This window comes from Trichloromonas sp. (assembly GCF_034006665.1).
In the GTDB taxonomy this organism is placed as follows: Bacteria; Desulfobacterota; Desulfuromonadia; order Desulfuromonadales; family Trichloromonadaceae; genus Trichloromonas.
The window spans coordinates 1-16457 of sequence record NZ_JAVESI010000044.1; the positions used below are offsets into that span (position 1 = coordinate 1).

Consider the following 16457-nt stretch of genomic DNA (forward strand, 5'->3'; position numbering starts at 1 on the left):
GGCGCTTATAGGACGACAGGCATTGTTGGTTGATAATGCAGAAGCAAATCAGGAACCGCCGTGTACGGAACCGTACGCACGGTGGTGTGGGAGGACGGCGGGGGCAACCCCGCCTCCTACCCGATTCTTCATTCCATCCCCTTTACATCGTTTCCCTCGTGGCTTTGCCCATGACTTTCGCCGCGCGTGGTGGTATAACACGGTCCCGCCCCGGCTTCGGCGCGGGGCGGGACGACTGTTTCGAAATCGGAGAAGGGGTTTCATGAAAGTCTATGCCCTGCTTCCGGCCGCAGGTTTAGGACGGCGTATGGGGGCTTCTCTCAACAAACAGTATCTGGCTCTCGCCGACCGGCCGATACTGGCCCACACCCTGGCTCTTTTCGAGGGGCATCCCCGGGTGGACGGCATCTATGTCGTTTCGCCGGAGGATGAAATCCCTTTTTGTCGCCAAGAAGTAATCGAGCGGTATGGCTTCGCCAAAGTGCTCGGCCTGGTTGCCGGCGGCGCCGAACGCCAGGATTCGGTGCGCAACGGTCTGCGTGCCTGCGCCGCCGAGGCGGAAGATATCGTGCTGATTCACGACGGCGTACGCCCCCTATGCCCGCCCGCCTGCATCGACAGGGCGATTGATGCGGCTTGCCGCATCGGGGCCTGTGTCGTGGGCGTGCCGGTCAAGGATACCATCAAGGAGGTCGACGGCGGACTGGTCCGGGGCACTCCGGAACGGCGCCGGCTCTGGCAGGCCCAGACCCCGCAGGCCTTTCGTTATGGCCTGATCCGCGACGCCCATGAACGGGCCCTGGCCGAAGGCTGGGTCGGCACCGACGATGCCTCGTTGGTAGAGCGGCTTGGTCGGCCGGTGGCGATGGTCGCGGGGGATTATCGCAACATCAAGATCACCACGCCCGAGGATTTGCTGCTGGCCCGGGCTTTTCTGGCGAGTTCCGAAAGGACGGCGACATGATGCGCATCGGTCACGGTTTTGATGTGCACCGCCTAGTGGCGGAGCGTAAACTGGTTCTCGGGGGTGTCGAGATTCCTCACAGCTTGGGCCTTCTCGGTCATTCCGATGCCGATGTGCTGGTTCACGCCATCTGCGATGCCATCCTCGGCGCTCTTGGCGCCGGCGACATCGGCAAGCACTTCCCCGACAGCGATCCCGCCTATCGGGGCATCTCCAGCCTTAAACTCCTCGCCCAGGTGATGGTTCTCGCCCGTGAGCGGGGCTACGCCATCGGCAACCTCGACGCCACCGTCATCGCTCAGCGCCCCAAGTTAGCCCCCTATATACCGCGGATGGTAGAGAGCATTGCTGCGACCTGCGATGTTGATCCCGAGCGCATCAATGTCAAGGCCACCACCACCGAACAGCTTGGGTTCGAAGGGCGCGGCGAGGGGATCTCCGCCCACGCCGTCGTGCTGCTGCAGTGGGACGACGGTGTCGAAGATATCTTCTGACCGCCGCTTTTTTTGAGCCCTTTTTTTCGAATTTCTACTTTGCCCTGACGGATGCTCATTCATGACCACGACCGCGCCCCCCGTTCCCAGCTTCATCCGTAACATCATCAGCGACGATCTCGCCGCCGGCAAGAACGACGGCCGGGTGGTTACCCGCTTTCCGCCCGAGCCCAACGGCTATCTGCACATCGGCCACGCCAAAGCGATCTGCCTCAATTTCGGTCTGGCTGCCGATTTCGACGGGCGCTGCCATCTGCGCATGGACGACACCAACCCCGAGAAGGAGAGCGTCGAATACGCCGAGGCGATCATGGATGCGGTGCGCTGGCTCGGCTTCGACTGGGGCGGACATCTCTACTATGCCTCCGACTACTACGAGCGGCTCTACCAGTTCGCCGTCGAACTGATCCGCGTCGGCAAGGCCTACGTCGACAGCTTGACTGCCGAAGAAGTGAGGGCGCAGCGCGGCACCCTCACTGAGTCGGGCCGGGAGAGTCCTTACCGTGGCCGCTCGGTCGAAGAGAATCTCGATCTTTTCGCCCGCATGCGCGCTGGGGAGTTCGAGGATGGCGCCCATACCCTGCGGGCCAAGATCGACATGGCGGCGGCCAATATCAATCTGCGCGATCCTGTGATCTACCGCATCCAGCGCGCTGCTCACTACCGTACCGGCGACGCCTGGTGCATTTATCCCATGTACGACTTCGCCCATCCCCTCTCTGACGCTGTCGAGGGGATTACCCATTCCATCTGCACCCTCGAATTCGAGGATCATCGTCCTCTCTACGACTGGTTTCTCGACCAGTTGCCGAGTCTGCCCCATCCCCGGCAGATCGAGTTCGCCCGGCTCAATCTCAGTTACACGGTGATGAGCAAGCGCAAGCTGCTCGAACTGGTCAAACGGGGGGATGTCGCGGGCTGGGACGATCCGCGCATGCCGACCCTGGTGGGGATGCGCCGCCGCGGCTACCCGCCGACGGCGATTCGGACTTTCTGCGAGCGCATCGGAGTCGGCAAGAGCGACAGCTGGATCGATTTGTCGGTACTGGAGGATTGTGTCCGCGAGGAGCTGAACGAGACGGCGCCCCGGGCCATGGCGGTATTGCGGCCCTTGAAGGTGGTGATCGAAAACTATCCGGAAGACCAGGTGGAGGAGTTCGACGCCTCCAATCATCCGCAGAAGCCCGAGTTCGGCAGCCGCAAGGTGCCTTTCTGCCGCGAGCTCTACATCGAGCGCGACGATTTCATGGAGGAGCCGCCGAAGAAATTTTTCCGCCTCGCTCCGGGACAGGAGGTGCGGCTGCGCTGCGCCTATTTTATCAAATGCGAAGCGGTGGTGCGCGATCCGGCCGGCGGTGAGATTGTCGAGCTGCGCTGCAGCTACGATCCGCAAAGTCGGGGCGGCAGCGCCCCCGACGGGCGCAAGGTCAAGGGGACGATCCACTGGGTTTCCGCCCGCCATGCCGTGGCCGCCGAGGTGCGCATTTACGAGCGGCTCTTCACCGCCGCCAACCCCGATGCCGCCAAAGCCGGCGGCAGTTACCGCGACCTGCTCAACCCGAACTCCCTGGAGATTCTCCGGGGTTGCCGTCTGGAACCGGCACTGGCCCAAGCCGGTGCCGCGGAGCGCTACCAGTTCGAGCGTCTCGGCTATTATTGCCTCGATGCTATCGATTCGACGGCCGAGGCTCCGGTCTTCAACCAGATCACGACCCTGCGCGATTCCTGGGCGAAAACCGGGCAGAACTGACCCATTACGGTCCCCCACCGTCTCACTGCGAAGGAAAGGTGCTTCATGGCTCTGCGCGTCTACAATACCCTTAGCGGCGGCAAGGAGGAGTTCCGGCCGCTGGTTCCCGGCAAGGTCGGCATGTACGTCTGCGGCGTCACCGTTTACGACTACTGCCACATCGGCCATGCCCGGGCCAACATCGTCTTCGATATCGTCTACCGCTACCTGAAGTTTTCCGGTTACGAGGTGAACTACGTCCGTAACTACACCGACGTCGACGACAAGATCATCAGTCGGGCCAAGGAGCGGGGGATTGACAGCCGGACCTTGGCCGAGGAGTTCATCCGTGCCTTCGACGAGGACATGGCCGCTCTCGGTCTCGACCTGCCGACCTACCAGCCCAAGGCGACCGAACACATCCCCCAGATCATTGCTATCGTTGAGCGCCTCATCGAACGGGGGATGGCTTATTCTTCCGGCGGCGACGTCTATTTTTCCGTGGAGAAATTCCCCGGCTACCTCAAGCTCTCCAAGCGTAACCTCGATGAGATGCGTGCCGGCGCCCGTATCACCCCCGGCGAGCAGAAGCGCAATCCCATGGATTTCGCTTTGTGGAAGGCGGCCAAGCCCGGGGAACCCGCCTGGGATTCCCCCTGGGGACCGGGGCGTCCCGGCTGGCACATCGAGTGCTCGGCGATGAGCATGCAGTACCTCGGCGAATCCTTCGATATTCACGGCGGCGGCAAGGATCTGATTTTTCCCCACCACGAGAACGAAATTGCCCAGAGCGAGGGGGCGAGCGGCAAACCCTTCGTCAAGTACTGGCTGCACAACGGCTTCGTCAACGTCAACCAGGAGAAGATGAGCAAGTCGCTGGGCAATTTCTTCACCATCCGTGACATCCTGCAAAAGTACGATGCCGAGGTCGTGCGTTTCTTCATCCTCTCCGCCCATTACCGCTCGCCCATCGATTTCTCCGACCAGAACCTGGAGGACGCCAAGGCCGGCCTGAGTCGTTTCTATGAAGCGCTTAAGGCCGCCGACGAAACCCTGGCCGCCCAGATAACGCCGGGGACTTCCGCCGGTGAATTGCCGCCGGAGCTGAGCGAAATTCTCGACCGTGTCGCCAGGGTGGAGGAACGCTTCCGCGAAGCGATGGACGACGATTTCAATACCGCCTTGGCCATCGGCCATCTCTTCGACCTGGTGCGGGGGATGAACCGCATCGTCGCGGAAAAATCCCTACATCAAAACCCGGTATTGCTGAACGGATTACGGCAAGGGCGCGAGCAATTGCGCCGTCTTGGCGGCGTCCTCGGCCTCTTTGGCTCGGCCCCCGACGTCTGGCTGGAAAAGCAGAAAAGTGCTGGACTCAAAGAGGGCGGGCTGAGTCCCGAGAGGATCGAGGCGCTGATCGCCGAACGCAGGCAGGCGCGGGCCAACCGCGATTTTGCTCGCGCCGACCAGATTCGTGACGAGCTCGATGCGCAAGGGATCATGCTCCTTGATTCCAAGGAGGGCACGACCTGGAAGCTGAAGTAGCTTCTGATGATGGCGTCGCAAAAACTCGCCAGCTGCTGCGTTGCTGCCATTGTCTCGCGGCTTTGACGGCTTCCGATGAAACCCAAAACCCGGCTGAATGCCGGGTTTTGGGTGGTTGACAGTAAAAAGCGTTCTATTGTATACATTTAATCATGCCGTTTCGCTGGGGCTGCCCGCAGCCTTCTCCTTCCTAACCTTTTTCCTTCGCGAAAAGATATCCGCCTATGCCGCATTCTTTGTTCGCCGCCGGCAAGCCCTCCCATCGTTCTTCAGTCTTCTTCATTCTTTGTTTCGCGCTCCTTTTTCTGTTCCCGGCTCTTGGTCAGGCCGAACTCTTGCGTCTGGCTGTCGTCGGTGTCAGTAACGCCACCGACGAGCCTGAATTCGGCAAACTGCTCATCGCCCAGGGGATTGCCCATCTGGTGGCGCAGGAACTCTACGACACCGGACGCTATGTGCCGGTGGAAGACAACGCGGAGATTTCCGGGAGGATTCAGGAACTGTTGGCTCGATCCGCGAACGCTCCCGATCCGGCGGTGGAACCGGTCGATCGTGCCGATCTGGGCTGCGACGCCGTGGCCACAGCGCGGATCGTGAGCTTCGATAAATCCCGCTTCCGGGGCTTTGCCGGGCCCTTTTCCAGCGGCAAGGTCAAAGTGGAACTGACCGTGGAAGTCTCCGTGCGGGAAGGGGAGAAGCCGCCCGTAAGAGGATCAGGGAGCGGCAGCGGCACGACCAAGGCGCGCGGCGTGCTCTTTCAGATTCGTGAAGATCAGGTCCATTTCGATCAGACCAGCGTCGGCCAGGCGACCCAGGAAGCCGTTTCCCAGGCGGTGGCCGGGCTCATGAGGCAAATGGAGGAGGGACAATGAGGCGACTGGTTTTATGGCTGCTGGCGATCCTGTTCTGTGGACTTTTGTCCGGCTGCGCGACGACCTATGTGGAAGAAAAAAAACCGGTCAGGCCGACTCCCGATTTGGCGAGCTTTCCCGCCTATGACGGGCCCAAGACCGTGGTCGCCGTTCTCCCTCTCGGTCTTTCCGCGCGGGCCGCGAAAGCCTATCCCCATCTGCTGGCCAAAGATGTTGGCCTCGGCATCCACAACCGGGTCATCGAAACCCTCTACGACACCAACCGCTTCCGCTTTGTCGAGGAAAAGCCCGAGGTGGTCAAGGATGTCCTCGATCGCCAGTGGCTGAGCATGGCCGGCATGGTCGATCAGGGCACGGCGGTGGAGATGGGCAAGTTGCTCGGGGCGCAGAAGGTCATTTACGGCGAGGTCTACGATTTCGCCCAGGGAGGGGAGCAGGTCGCGGGCTTCTCCTCACGTAAGGATTTCAACACCCGTATGGGCGTACAAGTGCGTTGTGTCGATGTGGAAACCCTCGAATACGTCCCCGGCAGCGGCACGGGGCGCGGCGGCGATGTCGGCGAAGCGTCGGAAGGCGCCATCCGCGAGGCTGTGGCCGGACTGATCCGACGGCTGAAATAGAATGGGCTGTTAAGGAATGAACTCAAACCAAGGAGGCTTTATGGAGAAACAAAGGAACAACAAAACAGTAATTTTGCTCATGGTCGGCTTATTGTTCTGCTGTTGGGGGCTGGCGAATGCCGCAACTGGACAGGATTGGGCTTCACCTGGACAGGATGGGTATTACGGAGAATTTGACAGTCATCATGGGGAATCGTCATCGGAGAGCTTTATCGAAACGACCTCTTCTGCTGCAACTTCTTCACGACTGGTTTTTTCGGAATTGGTCGTTCCGACCATGAAAACAACCGCCGAGCAAAATCGCCTGGCGGCAGCAGGTGGAGTCCGTACTTTTGGCGGCGCACTGCGCGGGGAATGGGTAGAAAAGGCCGGTGATGAAAATGGTCTGATTACTGGGTTTAGCCTCGGGTTGGCTTATGACGAAGATAATTTTACTGTGGGAGTGATTCTTCCTTATGATTATCTGGATTTCGATTCTTATCGCGCCAACCGTCTTGGCCCCATCCTCTATGGTCAGTATCATTTGGGGTTGACTGATAGCTTGGAAGCTACTTTGACAGCGAATGCCAACTATCTGTTCACCGATTTGCGTCTTTCAGAAGCTGAGGATATCAATACCTATGGTGGTGGTCTTAGCTTGGGGGTCCGTTACAGCCAAGAAATTTTCGAAATAGGTGTTGGTGGCTCCTATCAATATAATCAGGTTGATCTCGATATCGAGGATGATGATCAGCACTTGGTCAAGACCGGTGCAAATATCGGGGTTCGCATTACGGATAATCAGGTAATCAATCTCTTCGGTACTTGGAATTACGATTTCACCGATTATGAAGTTGACTTGGTGGATGATGAATACTTCGAAATCGGCACCGAATACCGGGCCAATTTCACCGAAACCTGGGGTATGAATGTAGGTTACCGCAAAGTGGCCGATCTCGAAGACTACGATTCGGACATGGTCTACCTCGGTTCGAGCTGGCAGTTCTAGAAAAGATCAGGGGGATGCCCCTGACGAGGTATCCCCTTAGAGATGAAAAGGCGGCTTCCGGGCCGCCTTTTTTATTGACGGCAAGGGCGCCCTCGGCGGAAAATCGCCGATATGGCCCAATTCCTCCTCAAATCCGACTATCAGCCGCGTGGCGATCAGCCCCGGGCCATCAAGGAACTGGTCGAGGGCATCGAGCGGGGTGATAAGCATCAGGTGCTGCTCGGCGTCACCGGTAGCGGCAAGACCTTCACCATGGCCAACGTCGTCGCTGCCGTGCAGCGGCCGACGCTGGTTCTGGCCCACAACAAGACCCTGGCCGCCCAGCTTTACGGCGAGTTCAAGGAGCTCTTTCCCGACAACGCCGTCGAATATTTTGTCAGTTATTACGACTACTACCAGCCCGAAGCCTACGTCCCCTCCACCGACACCTACATCGAAAAAGACTCGGCGATCAATGAGGAGATCGACAAGCTGCGCCACAGTGCCACCCGTAGCCTGCTGTCCCGGCGGGACGTGCTGATCGTCGCCTCGGTCTCCTGCATCTACGGCCTCGGCTCGCCGGAAGCCTACTTCGGTATGCTTGTCGCCCTAGCGGAAGGGCAGGATCTCCCCCGCAACGATCTGCTCAAGCGCCTGGTGGAGATCCAGTACCAGCGCAACGACGTCGATTTCCATCGCGGCACCTTCCGGGTGCGGGGGGACACGGTGGAGATCTTCCCCGCCTACGAGGAAAACCGGGCGATCCGCGTCGAGTTTTTCGGCGATGAGATCGAGGCGGTGAGTGAGATCGACCCGATTCGCGGCAAGGTCATCGATCGCATCGGCAAGACCACTATCTTTCCCGCCAGCCACTATGTGGCGACACGGCCGACCCTGGAGCGGGCGATCAAGGAGATTCAGGACGAACTGCTCGAACGCATCCAGCACTTTCGTGCCAACAACCAGCTGCTGGAGGCCCAGCGCATCGAGCAACGCACCCTCTTCGATATCGAGATGATGGAGGAGATGGGTTACTGCCAGGGGATCGAGAACTATTCGCGCCTTCTCGACGGCCGCCCCGCCGGTTCGCCGCCGGCGACCCTTTTCGACTACTTTCCCGACGACGCCCTGCTTTTTATCGACGAAAGCCACGTCTCCGTCTCCCAGGTCGGCGCCATGTATCGCGGCGACCGTAGCCGCAAGGAGACCCTGGTCAACTACGGCTTCCGTCTGCCGTCGGCGCTGGACAACCGGCCGCTGACCTTCGAGGAGTTCGAGGCCAAGGGGATTCAGACCGTCTATGTCTCGGCGACCCCGGCCGACTACGAACTGCAAAAGGCCGACGGGGTGGTGGTTGAGCAGATCGTTCGCCCTACCGGCCTGGTTGATCCACCGATCGAGGTGCGCCCGGCGACGGAGCAGGTCGACGATCTCATTCACGAAATCCGTTTGGCGGTCGAAAAGCAGGAGCGGGTACTGGTCACCACCTTGACCAAGCGCATGTCCGAGGATCTCACCGGCTACCTGCAGGAACTCGGCATCAAGGTGCGCTACCTCCATTCGGATATCCATACCGTTGAGCGCATGGAGATCATCCGCGATCTGCGCCAAGGCAAGTTCGACGTCCTCATCGGCATCAACTTGTTGCGCGAGGGGCTCGACATCCCCGAGGTGGCGCTGGTGGCGATCCTCGATGCCGACAAGGAAGGTTTTCTGCGCAGCGCCCGTTCGCTCATCCAGACCTGCGGCCGCGCCGCCCGTAACGTCAATGGTCGGGTGATCATGTACGCCGATACCGTTACCCGTTCGATGCGCGCCTGTCTCGACGAGACCGAACGGCGCCGCGCCACCCAACTCGCCTACAATGCCGAGCACGGCATCACTCCGGAGACGGTGAAAAAGAGTTTGCGCAGTATTCTGGAGGATATCGCCGAGAAGGATTATGTGGAGCTGCCCCTGGTGGTGGAGGAGGCGGCGGAATACGGCAGCCTCGAGAAGCTGAAAAAGGAGATCACCCGGATCAGGAAAGAGATGCTCGCCGCTGCCGCCGACCTCGATTTCGAGAAGGCCGCCGAGCTGCGCGACCGGATGCTGGCCCTGGAAAAGCGGGAGTTGCAGTTGCGGGATTAGGAAAATGGGGGACGGCCGAGGGCAATAAAAAACAGGGGGGATTTTCCAGTGTTACGGAAAATCCCCCCTGTTTTGTTTCAGATTGCCGACCGGGCGGCTCAGTATTTGCCGAATTCCGAATCGTCCAGGGCGATCACCTGGCTGGGCGCTTCCTCTTCGAGCTTGTCCCAGCCGTCGCTCGCCACCGGTTTCACAGTGGGGCGGGAGGGTTGGGGCGGCTTGGGAGCCGGTAGACGGGTGGGCGGTGTCTTTATCGCCGGGCGCTTGCGGATCGGCGCCGTGCCGGTCTGACCGGCCAGAGTGAAGCGCCGCAGCATGCCGCGCAACTGTTCCGCCTGGCTGGAGAGTTCCTCGGCCGCCGATGCGCTCTCTTCGGCGTTGGCGGTGTTCTGCTGGGTGACCTGGTCGATCTGTCCCAGTGCCGTGTTGATCTCGGCAATCCCCTGGGCCTGCTCGTTGGAAGCGGCGGCGATCTCCGCCACCAGATCGGTGACCTTGCCGACGCCGTTGACGATGTCGCCGAGGGCTTCGGCAGTTTTGTCGGCGATCTGCGACCCGTCCTCCACCTTCTTCACCGAACTTTCGATCAGCTCCGCCGTTTCCCTGGCCGCCTTGGCGCTGCGCGCCGCGAGATTGCGGACCTCCTCGGCGACCACGGCGAAGCCTTTGCCGTGCTGACCGGCCCGGGCCGCCTCCACCGCCGCGTTCAGAGCGAGCAGGTTGGTCTGGAAGGCGATTTCATCGATTGTTTTGATGATTTTCGAGATGTTGTGGCTCGAGGCGTTGATGTCGCCCATCGCCTCGATCATCTCGACCATGCGCGCGTTCCCTTCATTGGCCGCCTGCCGCGCCTGGCTGGAGAGGCGGTTGGCGAGGGTGGCGTTTTCGGCGTTCTGCCGGGTTTGGGCGCCCATTTCGTGCATCGAGCTGCCGATTTCTTCCAGCGAGGCGGCCGATTCTGTCGCCCCCTGTGACAGGGACTGACTGGCGTCGGAGACTTCGCTGCTCCCCGCCGCGATCTGTTCGCCGGCGGTCTGGATCCGGCCGATGATGTCGCGCAGGTTGGTCACCATCGTACTCAGCGCTTTGCCGAGTCCGTCCCGCTCCGAAATCGGCATCACCTCCTGGGTCAGATCCCCTTGGGCAATGGCCAGGGCGATGGTTTCCCGTCCCTGAAGCACCTCAATGAGGCGGTTGATGCCCTGTTGCAACTGGTCGACCTCATTGGCGCTGTTTGCCATAGATTCACGGGTCGGGAAGGTTTCCGAAGTGTCCCCCTGGGCGAGCTTTTCGGCAAGACGGGCCGCCTCGACCACTGGCCCGGTGACCCGGCGGGTGACGAGCAGGATCACGGCACCGATCACGGTCAGCATAATGATCACGAAGAGGCCGGTTTCCCAGCGAAGCTCGACAATTTTCGCCGCTCCGCCGGCTTCGGTTTCTGCGAGCAGGACCTGGGAGGCCGAGATATCTTGGGCCATGAGCATGGCGCCGACCACTTGCCCGGAAAAATCTTTAAGCGGGAAGCTGGCCAGGTAAAATTTATCCTTTTCTGCGAAGGCCGTTTTTTCCAGCCCGGCGCGCAGCAGTTCAACGTTCGCCAGCGGGTCGGTGACGGCCCGATCCGTTCCCTCGACCAGGATAAAATCATTGCCAACCGGCGGATGCTTGACCGGGTCGTTCATCTTGTTGGCGACCTTCAGCAGCTCGCTCTTCATGTAGACGGCGTAAAACTGGTTGTCGGCGGTACGCGAGACGTTCATCAGGCGGCGCAGGGGATATTGTACCTCCACTGAGCCGAGATGGCGCCCGCCGCCGTCGGTGACCGCCGCCAGGCCGCGCAGGTCGAAACCGGCGCGCCCGACCTCCAACCCGATGATCGGTTTGTGGTCGCCGCTGTTGATCTGCATGACCGTGGCGCGGAAGCTGCTGATGTCGTCGGAGATGTCAAGTTTTTGACCGTTTTTCTCGACCTGGAAGTTCTGGTAGGCGCGGGCCAGGCTGCGGCCGTTGGGCAGATGGAAATGGATCTGGAAGTTGCTGTTGCCGGTCGCCGCCTTGAATCCGGCCAGTACCGGTTTGATCAATTCCCGCAACATTTCCCGGCCCTGCTGACTTTCCGGCGAATTCTCGTCGCCGATGTCCCCGGCATGGGCGATCTCATAGGCTTCGATGACCTCGGGCAGTTGCGAAAAGGGGGCGACCTGCTGCAGGGCCGCCTGGCCGATGCGGTCGATGTTGTTATAGATTTCCTCGATCTTGGCATTCGCCAAGGTCTTGGCCGAGTCGTCGACATAGGTGGCGAACGCCTGGGTCTGCCCGGAAACCAGGGATTGCAGCGTCCAGCTGATGCCGAGATAGCCTAGGGTCAAGGAAATGACCAGGCAGATGAGGATGGGAATGAGAAACTGCGAACGGATTTTCATATAAAGCCTTCTGTCGAGGTTGAGCAGTGATGAATTGCTGACCGACGATTTTGCTAAGCAATAATTGTGCCCTCTGTTTAACACTTAACGCAGGCATTGTTGCAAAAAGCGGAGGTTGTCAAAATTGTTCGAAAAAATGTCCTGGTATTCTGGCTTTTTCGAGAAAATTAAAACGTTTGGTCGCTTGCGGCAAGGGCTGGAGTCAGGTTTAATGTAGGGGGGCCTCAGCGCGGCGGCTTTTGCGCCGAGGCAGTCGTGTCAGCCATCAGCGGAAAAGGGTTAAACGATGAATTTTGCGGAAGAATTCAAGGATGCCTGTGGCTTCGGGGTGCTGGCGCAGACCAGCAATCGTCCGAGCCACGCCCTGGTCGAGGACGCCATTCGCGCCCTCTCGCGCATGATGCACCGGGGAGCGGTGGCCGCCGATGGCAAGACCGGCGACGGCTGCGGCCTGCTTTGTGCCCTGCCCACCGCCTTTTTCCGCCGGGTGGCGACCGAGAACGGCTGTTCGTTGCCCGAGCAATTTGCCGTGGCCATGCTCTTTCTCACCGACGCGGCCCGACAACTGGCGGTCTTTGAGGAAGTCTGCGAGAAGAACGACCTGCGTCTGCTATGGGTACGGGAGGTGCCGGTCGATACCGAGGCGCTGGGTGAATATGCTCTGGCGATGCTGCCGAAAATTCGCCAGGCCTTCGTGGTGCCGGCGGCGCTCATCGCTACCCGGCGCTTCGATGCCCTGCTCTATCTGACTCGCAAGGAGGTTGAACATCGACTCGCCGAGGACCGGGATTTCTACATTCCCTCCTTTTCCCGCAAGACCATCGCCTACAAGGGACTGGTCATGCCGAGCCATTTGCGTACCCTCTACCCCGATTTGCAACGGGAGGATTTTGCCAGTTCCTTCGTCGTCTTCCACCAGCGCTTTTCCACCAACACTTTGCCGCGTTGGCGGCTGGCTCAGCCGATGCGGACCCTGGCCCACAACGGCGAAATCAACTCGTTACACGCCAACCGCTTCAACGCCCGTCACAAGTTCAACGAGGCGACCAGTCCGGTTTTTTCCGACGCCGAGCTGAAACGGCTCTTCCCCCTCTTCGAAGAGGGGGTGAGCGACAGCGCCAGCCTTGACAACATGCTCGAATTTTTGCTCGCCAACGGCATCGACTTCTTCAAGGCGGTGCGCAGCCTGATTCCGCCGCCGCGCCACAATGTGTCGCACATGCCCTCGCGGCTGCGTTCTTTTTACGAGTACACCTCGGCGGCCTATGAGCCCTGGGACGGTCCGGCGGCGTTGACCGTTACCGACGGGCGCTACGTCGGCTGCGTCCTCGATCGCAACGGCCTGCGTCCAGCCAAGTATCTCATCACCCGGGACGATCGGTTGCTGATCGCCAGCGAATACGGGGTGCTCGACATTCCGCCGGATCTGGTACGTGAGCGGGGGCGCCTGCAGAGTGGCGAGATGATAGCCGCCGACCTGGAGCAGGGGCGGATCTTTTACACCCGCGACATTGACCGCTACCTGATGGAATCCCAGCCCTACAGTGAGTGGCTGACCGACCGCACCTTCTATCTGCAGGAGTTCATTGAGCATCAGTTCGACGATCTCAGCGATTACGCCCAGGCCGATCTCGACCGCTATCAGCGCTTTTTCAACGTTACCCACGAGACCCTCGAAATGGTAGTACGCCCGATGCTTGAAGGGGGCAAGGAGCCGACCGGCTCGATGGGGGACGACACGCCGCCGGCGGCCTTTTCCGAGGCGCCGCGCAATTTCACCGATTTCTTCCGGCAGAACTTCGCCCAAGTGACCAATCCACCCATCGACCCCTATCGTGAAAAGGCGGTGATGTCGACCACCATCGGCTTTGGCTGCCTCGGTAATCCCCTGGTCGAAGGCCCGGAACGCGCCCACCGTCTGAAGAGCATTTCGCCGATTCTCTCCCGGGACATTTTCGACGCCCTCCTCTCCTTCGGCGATCCGGCCCGGCCCCGCTTCGAGCCGGACTATAAATATCGAACTTTCGCCACCACCTTCACCGCCGACCTGCGCGAGGGGCTGCGGTGCCTTGGCGCGGAGGTCCTCGCGGCGGTGCGGGACGAGGCGGTGCGCGTGGTGGTCCTCGATGATCGCGCTGTCGACGGCAAACGGAAAATCATCCCCATGGCTATGGCCGTCGGCTATCTCAACCAGCAACTGCTGGCCGCGAAGCTGCGCCATCGGGTCAACCTGGTCGCCGTCACCGGCGAGGTCCACGATGCCCACGCCGCCTGTGTCCTGCTCGGTTATGGCGTGACCGCCATCTATCCCTGGCTGCTTTACGCCACCAGCTATGAGCTTTGCCGGCGCCGGGAGCTGCCGGCCAAGGAGATCCGCCGGTCGCTGAAGAATCTCTACGACGCCATGACCAAGGGAATTCTCAAGATCATGTCGAAGATGGGGATCAGCACCGTCTCCAGTTACCGTAACGCGGCCCTTTTCGACATCGTTGGCCTCTCCAGCGAACTGGTCGCCGACTGTTTTCCGGGAAGCACCCTGCATTTGCCGGGGCTCGGTTACGAGGCAATCGAGGCGCGCTTGGCGCGCCGGCACCGCGCGATTTTCCACGAAAATTACCTGACCCCGATCTATCCCCTGGGGATCGGCAGTCTCTACCAGAACAACCCCGAAGGTGAATACCACGATCTCGGCGCCCGCACCGTGGTGCTGCTGCACCAGTTCGCCGAAAGTCTCAAGCGCGAGGATTATCTCCATTTTCGCAAGTATATCGACGGCCGGGGACGACGCTTCGTCCGTGATTTTTTCACCTGGAAGAGCGACCGGGCGCCACTGCCCTTGGACGAGGTCGAGCCGGTGGCGGCGATTACCCGCCGTTTCGATTCGGCGGCCATGTCCCTCGGCTCCATCTCCCCCGAGGCCCACGAGGCGCTGGCCGAGGCGATGCGCATGCTCGGCGGCGCCTCCAACAGCGGCGAGGGCGGGGAGGCGCCGGAGCGCCTCAAGACCAGCTGCAACAGCAAGATCAAGCAGGTCGCCTCGGGCCGTTTCGGCGTGACACCCGAATATCTACGCAGTGCCGAGCAGATTCAGATCAAGATCGCCCAGGGGGCCAAGCCCGGCGAGGGCGGCCAGCTGCCGGGGGACAAGGTGTCGTCGTTGATCGCCGGCCTGCGTTACACCTTGCCGGGCGTGACCCTGATTTCGCCGCCGCCTCATCACGACATCTATTCCATCGAGGATCTGGCCCAGCTCATTTTTGATCTGCGCCAGGTCAATCCCCACGCCAAGATCAGCGTCAAGCTGGTCTCCTGCGGCGGGGTCGGCACCATCGCTGCCGGGGTCGCCAAGTGCTATGCCGACCGCATCGTCATCTCCGGCTGCGAGGGGGGGACCGGCGCCGCGCCGCTGACTTCGATCAAACACGCCGGCAATCCCTGGGAGCTGGGGCTGGCCGAGGCGCACAACAGCCTTAAGGCCAATCACCTCCGGGAATTGGTGGAACTGCAGGCGGACGGTGGCCTCAAGATCGGCGCTGATGTGGTCAAGGCGGCGCTGCTCGGCGCCGAATCCTATGGTTTCGGTACCGCGCTGCTGGTGATGCTCGGCTGCAAGATGCTACGGGTCTGCCATCTCAACCGCTGCACCGTCGGGGTAGCGACCCAGGATGCCAATCTGCGCGAGCATTTCGTCGGCACCGTCGACAAGCTGATTGCCTACCTGCGCAACGTCGCCGAAGATGTGCGGGAGATTCTCGCCCGACTCGGCTATCGCAGCTTGGACGAAGTCATCGGTCGCAGCGATCTGCTCGCCGTGGGCGATCACCCCGAGGCGACATCCTTCGATTTCTCCCAAGTGCTGCGCCGTATTGAGGGAGAAGATCGCCGGCGGCGCCCCAATCCCCCTTTCGACGACAACGCCTTCGAGAAAGACGTCCTCAAGGAAGTCCAGCCGGCGATCCGCGATCCCCGCGTCGAAGTGGTGGTGGAACGGGCGATACGCAATGTGAACCGCAGCTTCGGCGCGCTGCTCAGTGGCGAGGTCGCCCATTATTACGGCAACGCCGGCCTCCCCCGCGACGCCGTGACCCTGCGCCTAACGGGAGTGGCCGGCCAGTCTCTCGGTGCCTTTCTGGTCGACGGTTTGAACATTCACCTCACCGGGGTCGGCAATGACTACGTCGGCAAGGGGATGCACGGTGGGCGCATCATTATCGTGCCCGGTGTCTACCAGGAAGGGGCCTCGGCCGTGGGCAACACCTGCCTGTACGGGGCCACCGGCGGCAAGCTCTTCGTCGCCGGTACCGCCGGTGAGCGCTTCGCCGTGCGCAACTCGGGGGCGTTGGCGGTGGTCGAAGGGACCGGCGACCACGCCTGCGAATACATGACCGGCGGTACGGTGGTCATTCTCGGCGAGACCGGCATCAATTTTGGCGCCGGCATGACCGGCGGTGCGGCCTTTGTCTACGACCGGGCCAAGCATTTCATCGACAAACTCAATCGCGAACTGGTCGAGGCGCGACGCATCGACGTGGACGACGACAGCGACGGCAAGATCTATCTGAAAAAGATCCTGCTCAGCTATCACAACCGCACCCGCAGCCCCAAAGCGCGGTGGATTCTTGATCATTTCCGCGAGGAGCTGGCCTATTTCTGGATGGTCACGCCCAAGGACATGAAGGCGCCGCTCAATCCGAAAGAGGGGGATTGATT

10 protein-coding genes are annotated in these 16457 nt (G+C 60.8%); 9 read left to right on the forward strand and 1 reads right to left on the reverse strand.

Annotated elements, in window-relative coordinates; translation table 11 throughout:
• Positions 1-262 precede the first annotated feature (262 nt).
• From ispD to uvrB, 8 genes are all read left to right on the forward strand, one after another.
• Positions 263-964 (forward strand): 2-C-methyl-D-erythritol 4-phosphate cytidylyltransferase, encoded by a 702-nt coding sequence (gene ispD / locus RBR25_RS14355; protein ID WP_432820241.1) that lies wholly within the window; start codon positions 263-265, stop codon positions 962-964.
• Complete coding sequence (gene ispF / locus RBR25_RS14360; protein ID WP_432820263.1) at positions 964-1458, forward strand: 2-C-methyl-D-erythritol 2,4-cyclodiphosphate synthase; 495 nt, start codon at positions 964-966, stop codon at positions 1456-1458. The genes ispD and ispF overlap by 1 nt, the downstream gene beginning before the upstream one ends.
• Before the next feature lie 61 nt (positions 1459-1519).
• Entirely contained in the window at positions 1520-3208 is a 1689-nt protein-coding gene (locus tag RBR25_RS14365; protein WP_432820242.1) for a glutamine--tRNA ligase/YqeY domain fusion protein, read from the forward strand.
• 45 nt (positions 3209-3253) lie between these two features.
• Entirely contained in the window at positions 3254-4732 is a 1479-nt protein-coding gene (cysS, locus tag RBR25_RS14370; RefSeq protein ID WP_432820243.1) for a cysteine--tRNA ligase, read from the forward strand.
• A 224-nt stretch (positions 4733-4956) separates the two neighbouring features.
• On the forward strand, positions 4957-5604 hold the full coding sequence (locus RBR25_RS14375; protein ID WP_432820244.1) for a hypothetical protein: 648 nt from the start codon (positions 4957-4959) through the stop codon (positions 5602-5604).
• Positions 5601-6224: a CsgG/HfaB family protein gene (locus tag RBR25_RS14380; protein WP_432820245.1), complete on the forward strand. Its 624-nt coding sequence runs from the start codon at positions 5601-5603 to the stop codon at positions 6222-6224. The genes RBR25_RS14375 and RBR25_RS14380 overlap by 4 nt, the downstream gene beginning before the upstream one ends.
• Before the next feature lie 40 nt (positions 6225-6264).
• Positions 6265-7212, forward strand: a complete 948-nt coding sequence (locus RBR25_RS14385; protein WP_432820246.1) for a hypothetical protein — start codon at positions 6265-6267, stop codon at positions 7210-7212.
• A gap of 111 nt (positions 7213-7323) precedes the next feature.
• On the forward strand, positions 7324-9321 hold the full coding sequence (uvrB, locus tag RBR25_RS14390) for an excinuclease ABC subunit UvrB (protein WP_432820247.1): 1998 nt from the start codon (positions 7324-7326) through the stop codon (positions 9319-9321).
• A 98-nt stretch (positions 9322-9419) separates the two neighbouring features.
• Here the strand turns inward: uvrB and RBR25_RS14395 are convergent, their stop codons facing one another.
• Complete coding sequence (locus tag RBR25_RS14395) at positions 9420-11747, reverse strand: methyl-accepting chemotaxis protein (protein WP_432820248.1); 2328 nt, start codon at positions 11745-11747, stop codon at positions 9420-9422.
• A gap of 286 nt (positions 11748-12033) precedes the next feature.
• On the opposite strand from RBR25_RS14395, the gene gltB reads away from it, so the two are divergent.
• On the forward strand, positions 12034-16455 hold the full coding sequence (gene gltB / locus RBR25_RS14400; RefSeq protein WP_432820249.1) for a glutamate synthase large subunit: 4422 nt from the start codon (positions 12034-12036) through the stop codon (positions 16453-16455).
• Positions 16456-16457: the final 2 nt, after the last annotated feature.

What these genes read in the sequence shown, in the direction of transcription:
- uvrB (WP_432820247.1), top strand. Translation starts at nt 7,324, where the DNA reads ATGGCCCAATTCCTCCTCAAATCCGACTATCAGCCGCGTGGCGATCAG.
- RBR25_RS14385 (WP_432820246.1), top strand. Translation starts at nt 6,265, where the DNA reads ATGGAGAAACAAAGGAACAACAAAACAGTAATTTTGCTCATGGTCGGC.
- RBR25_RS14395 (WP_432820248.1), bottom strand. Translation starts at nt 11,747, where the DNA reads ATGAAAATCCGTTCGCAGTTTCTCATTCCCATCCTCATCTGCCTGGTC.
- gltB (WP_432820249.1), top strand. Translation starts at nt 12,034, where the DNA reads ATGAATTTTGCGGAAGAATTCAAGGATGCCTGTGGCTTCGGGGTGCTG.
- RBR25_RS14375 (WP_432820244.1), top strand. Translation starts at nt 4,957, where the DNA reads ATGCCGCATTCTTTGTTCGCCGCCGGCAAGCCCTCCCATCGTTCTTCA.
- RBR25_RS14380 (WP_432820245.1), top strand. Translation starts at nt 5,601, where the DNA reads ATGAGGCGACTGGTTTTATGGCTGCTGGCGATCCTGTTCTGTGGACTT.
- cysS (WP_432820243.1), top strand. Translation starts at nt 3,254, where the DNA reads ATGGCTCTGCGCGTCTACAATACCCTTAGCGGCGGCAAGGAGGAGTTC.
- ispD (WP_432820241.1), top strand. Translation starts at nt 263, where the DNA reads ATGAAAGTCTATGCCCTGCTTCCGGCCGCAGGTTTAGGACGGCGTATG.
- RBR25_RS14365 (WP_432820242.1), top strand. Translation starts at nt 1,520, where the DNA reads ATGACCACGACCGCGCCCCCCGTTCCCAGCTTCATCCGTAACATCATC.
- ispF (WP_432820263.1), top strand. Translation starts at nt 964, where the DNA reads ATGCGCATCGGTCACGGTTTTGATGTGCACCGCCTAGTGGCGGAGCGT.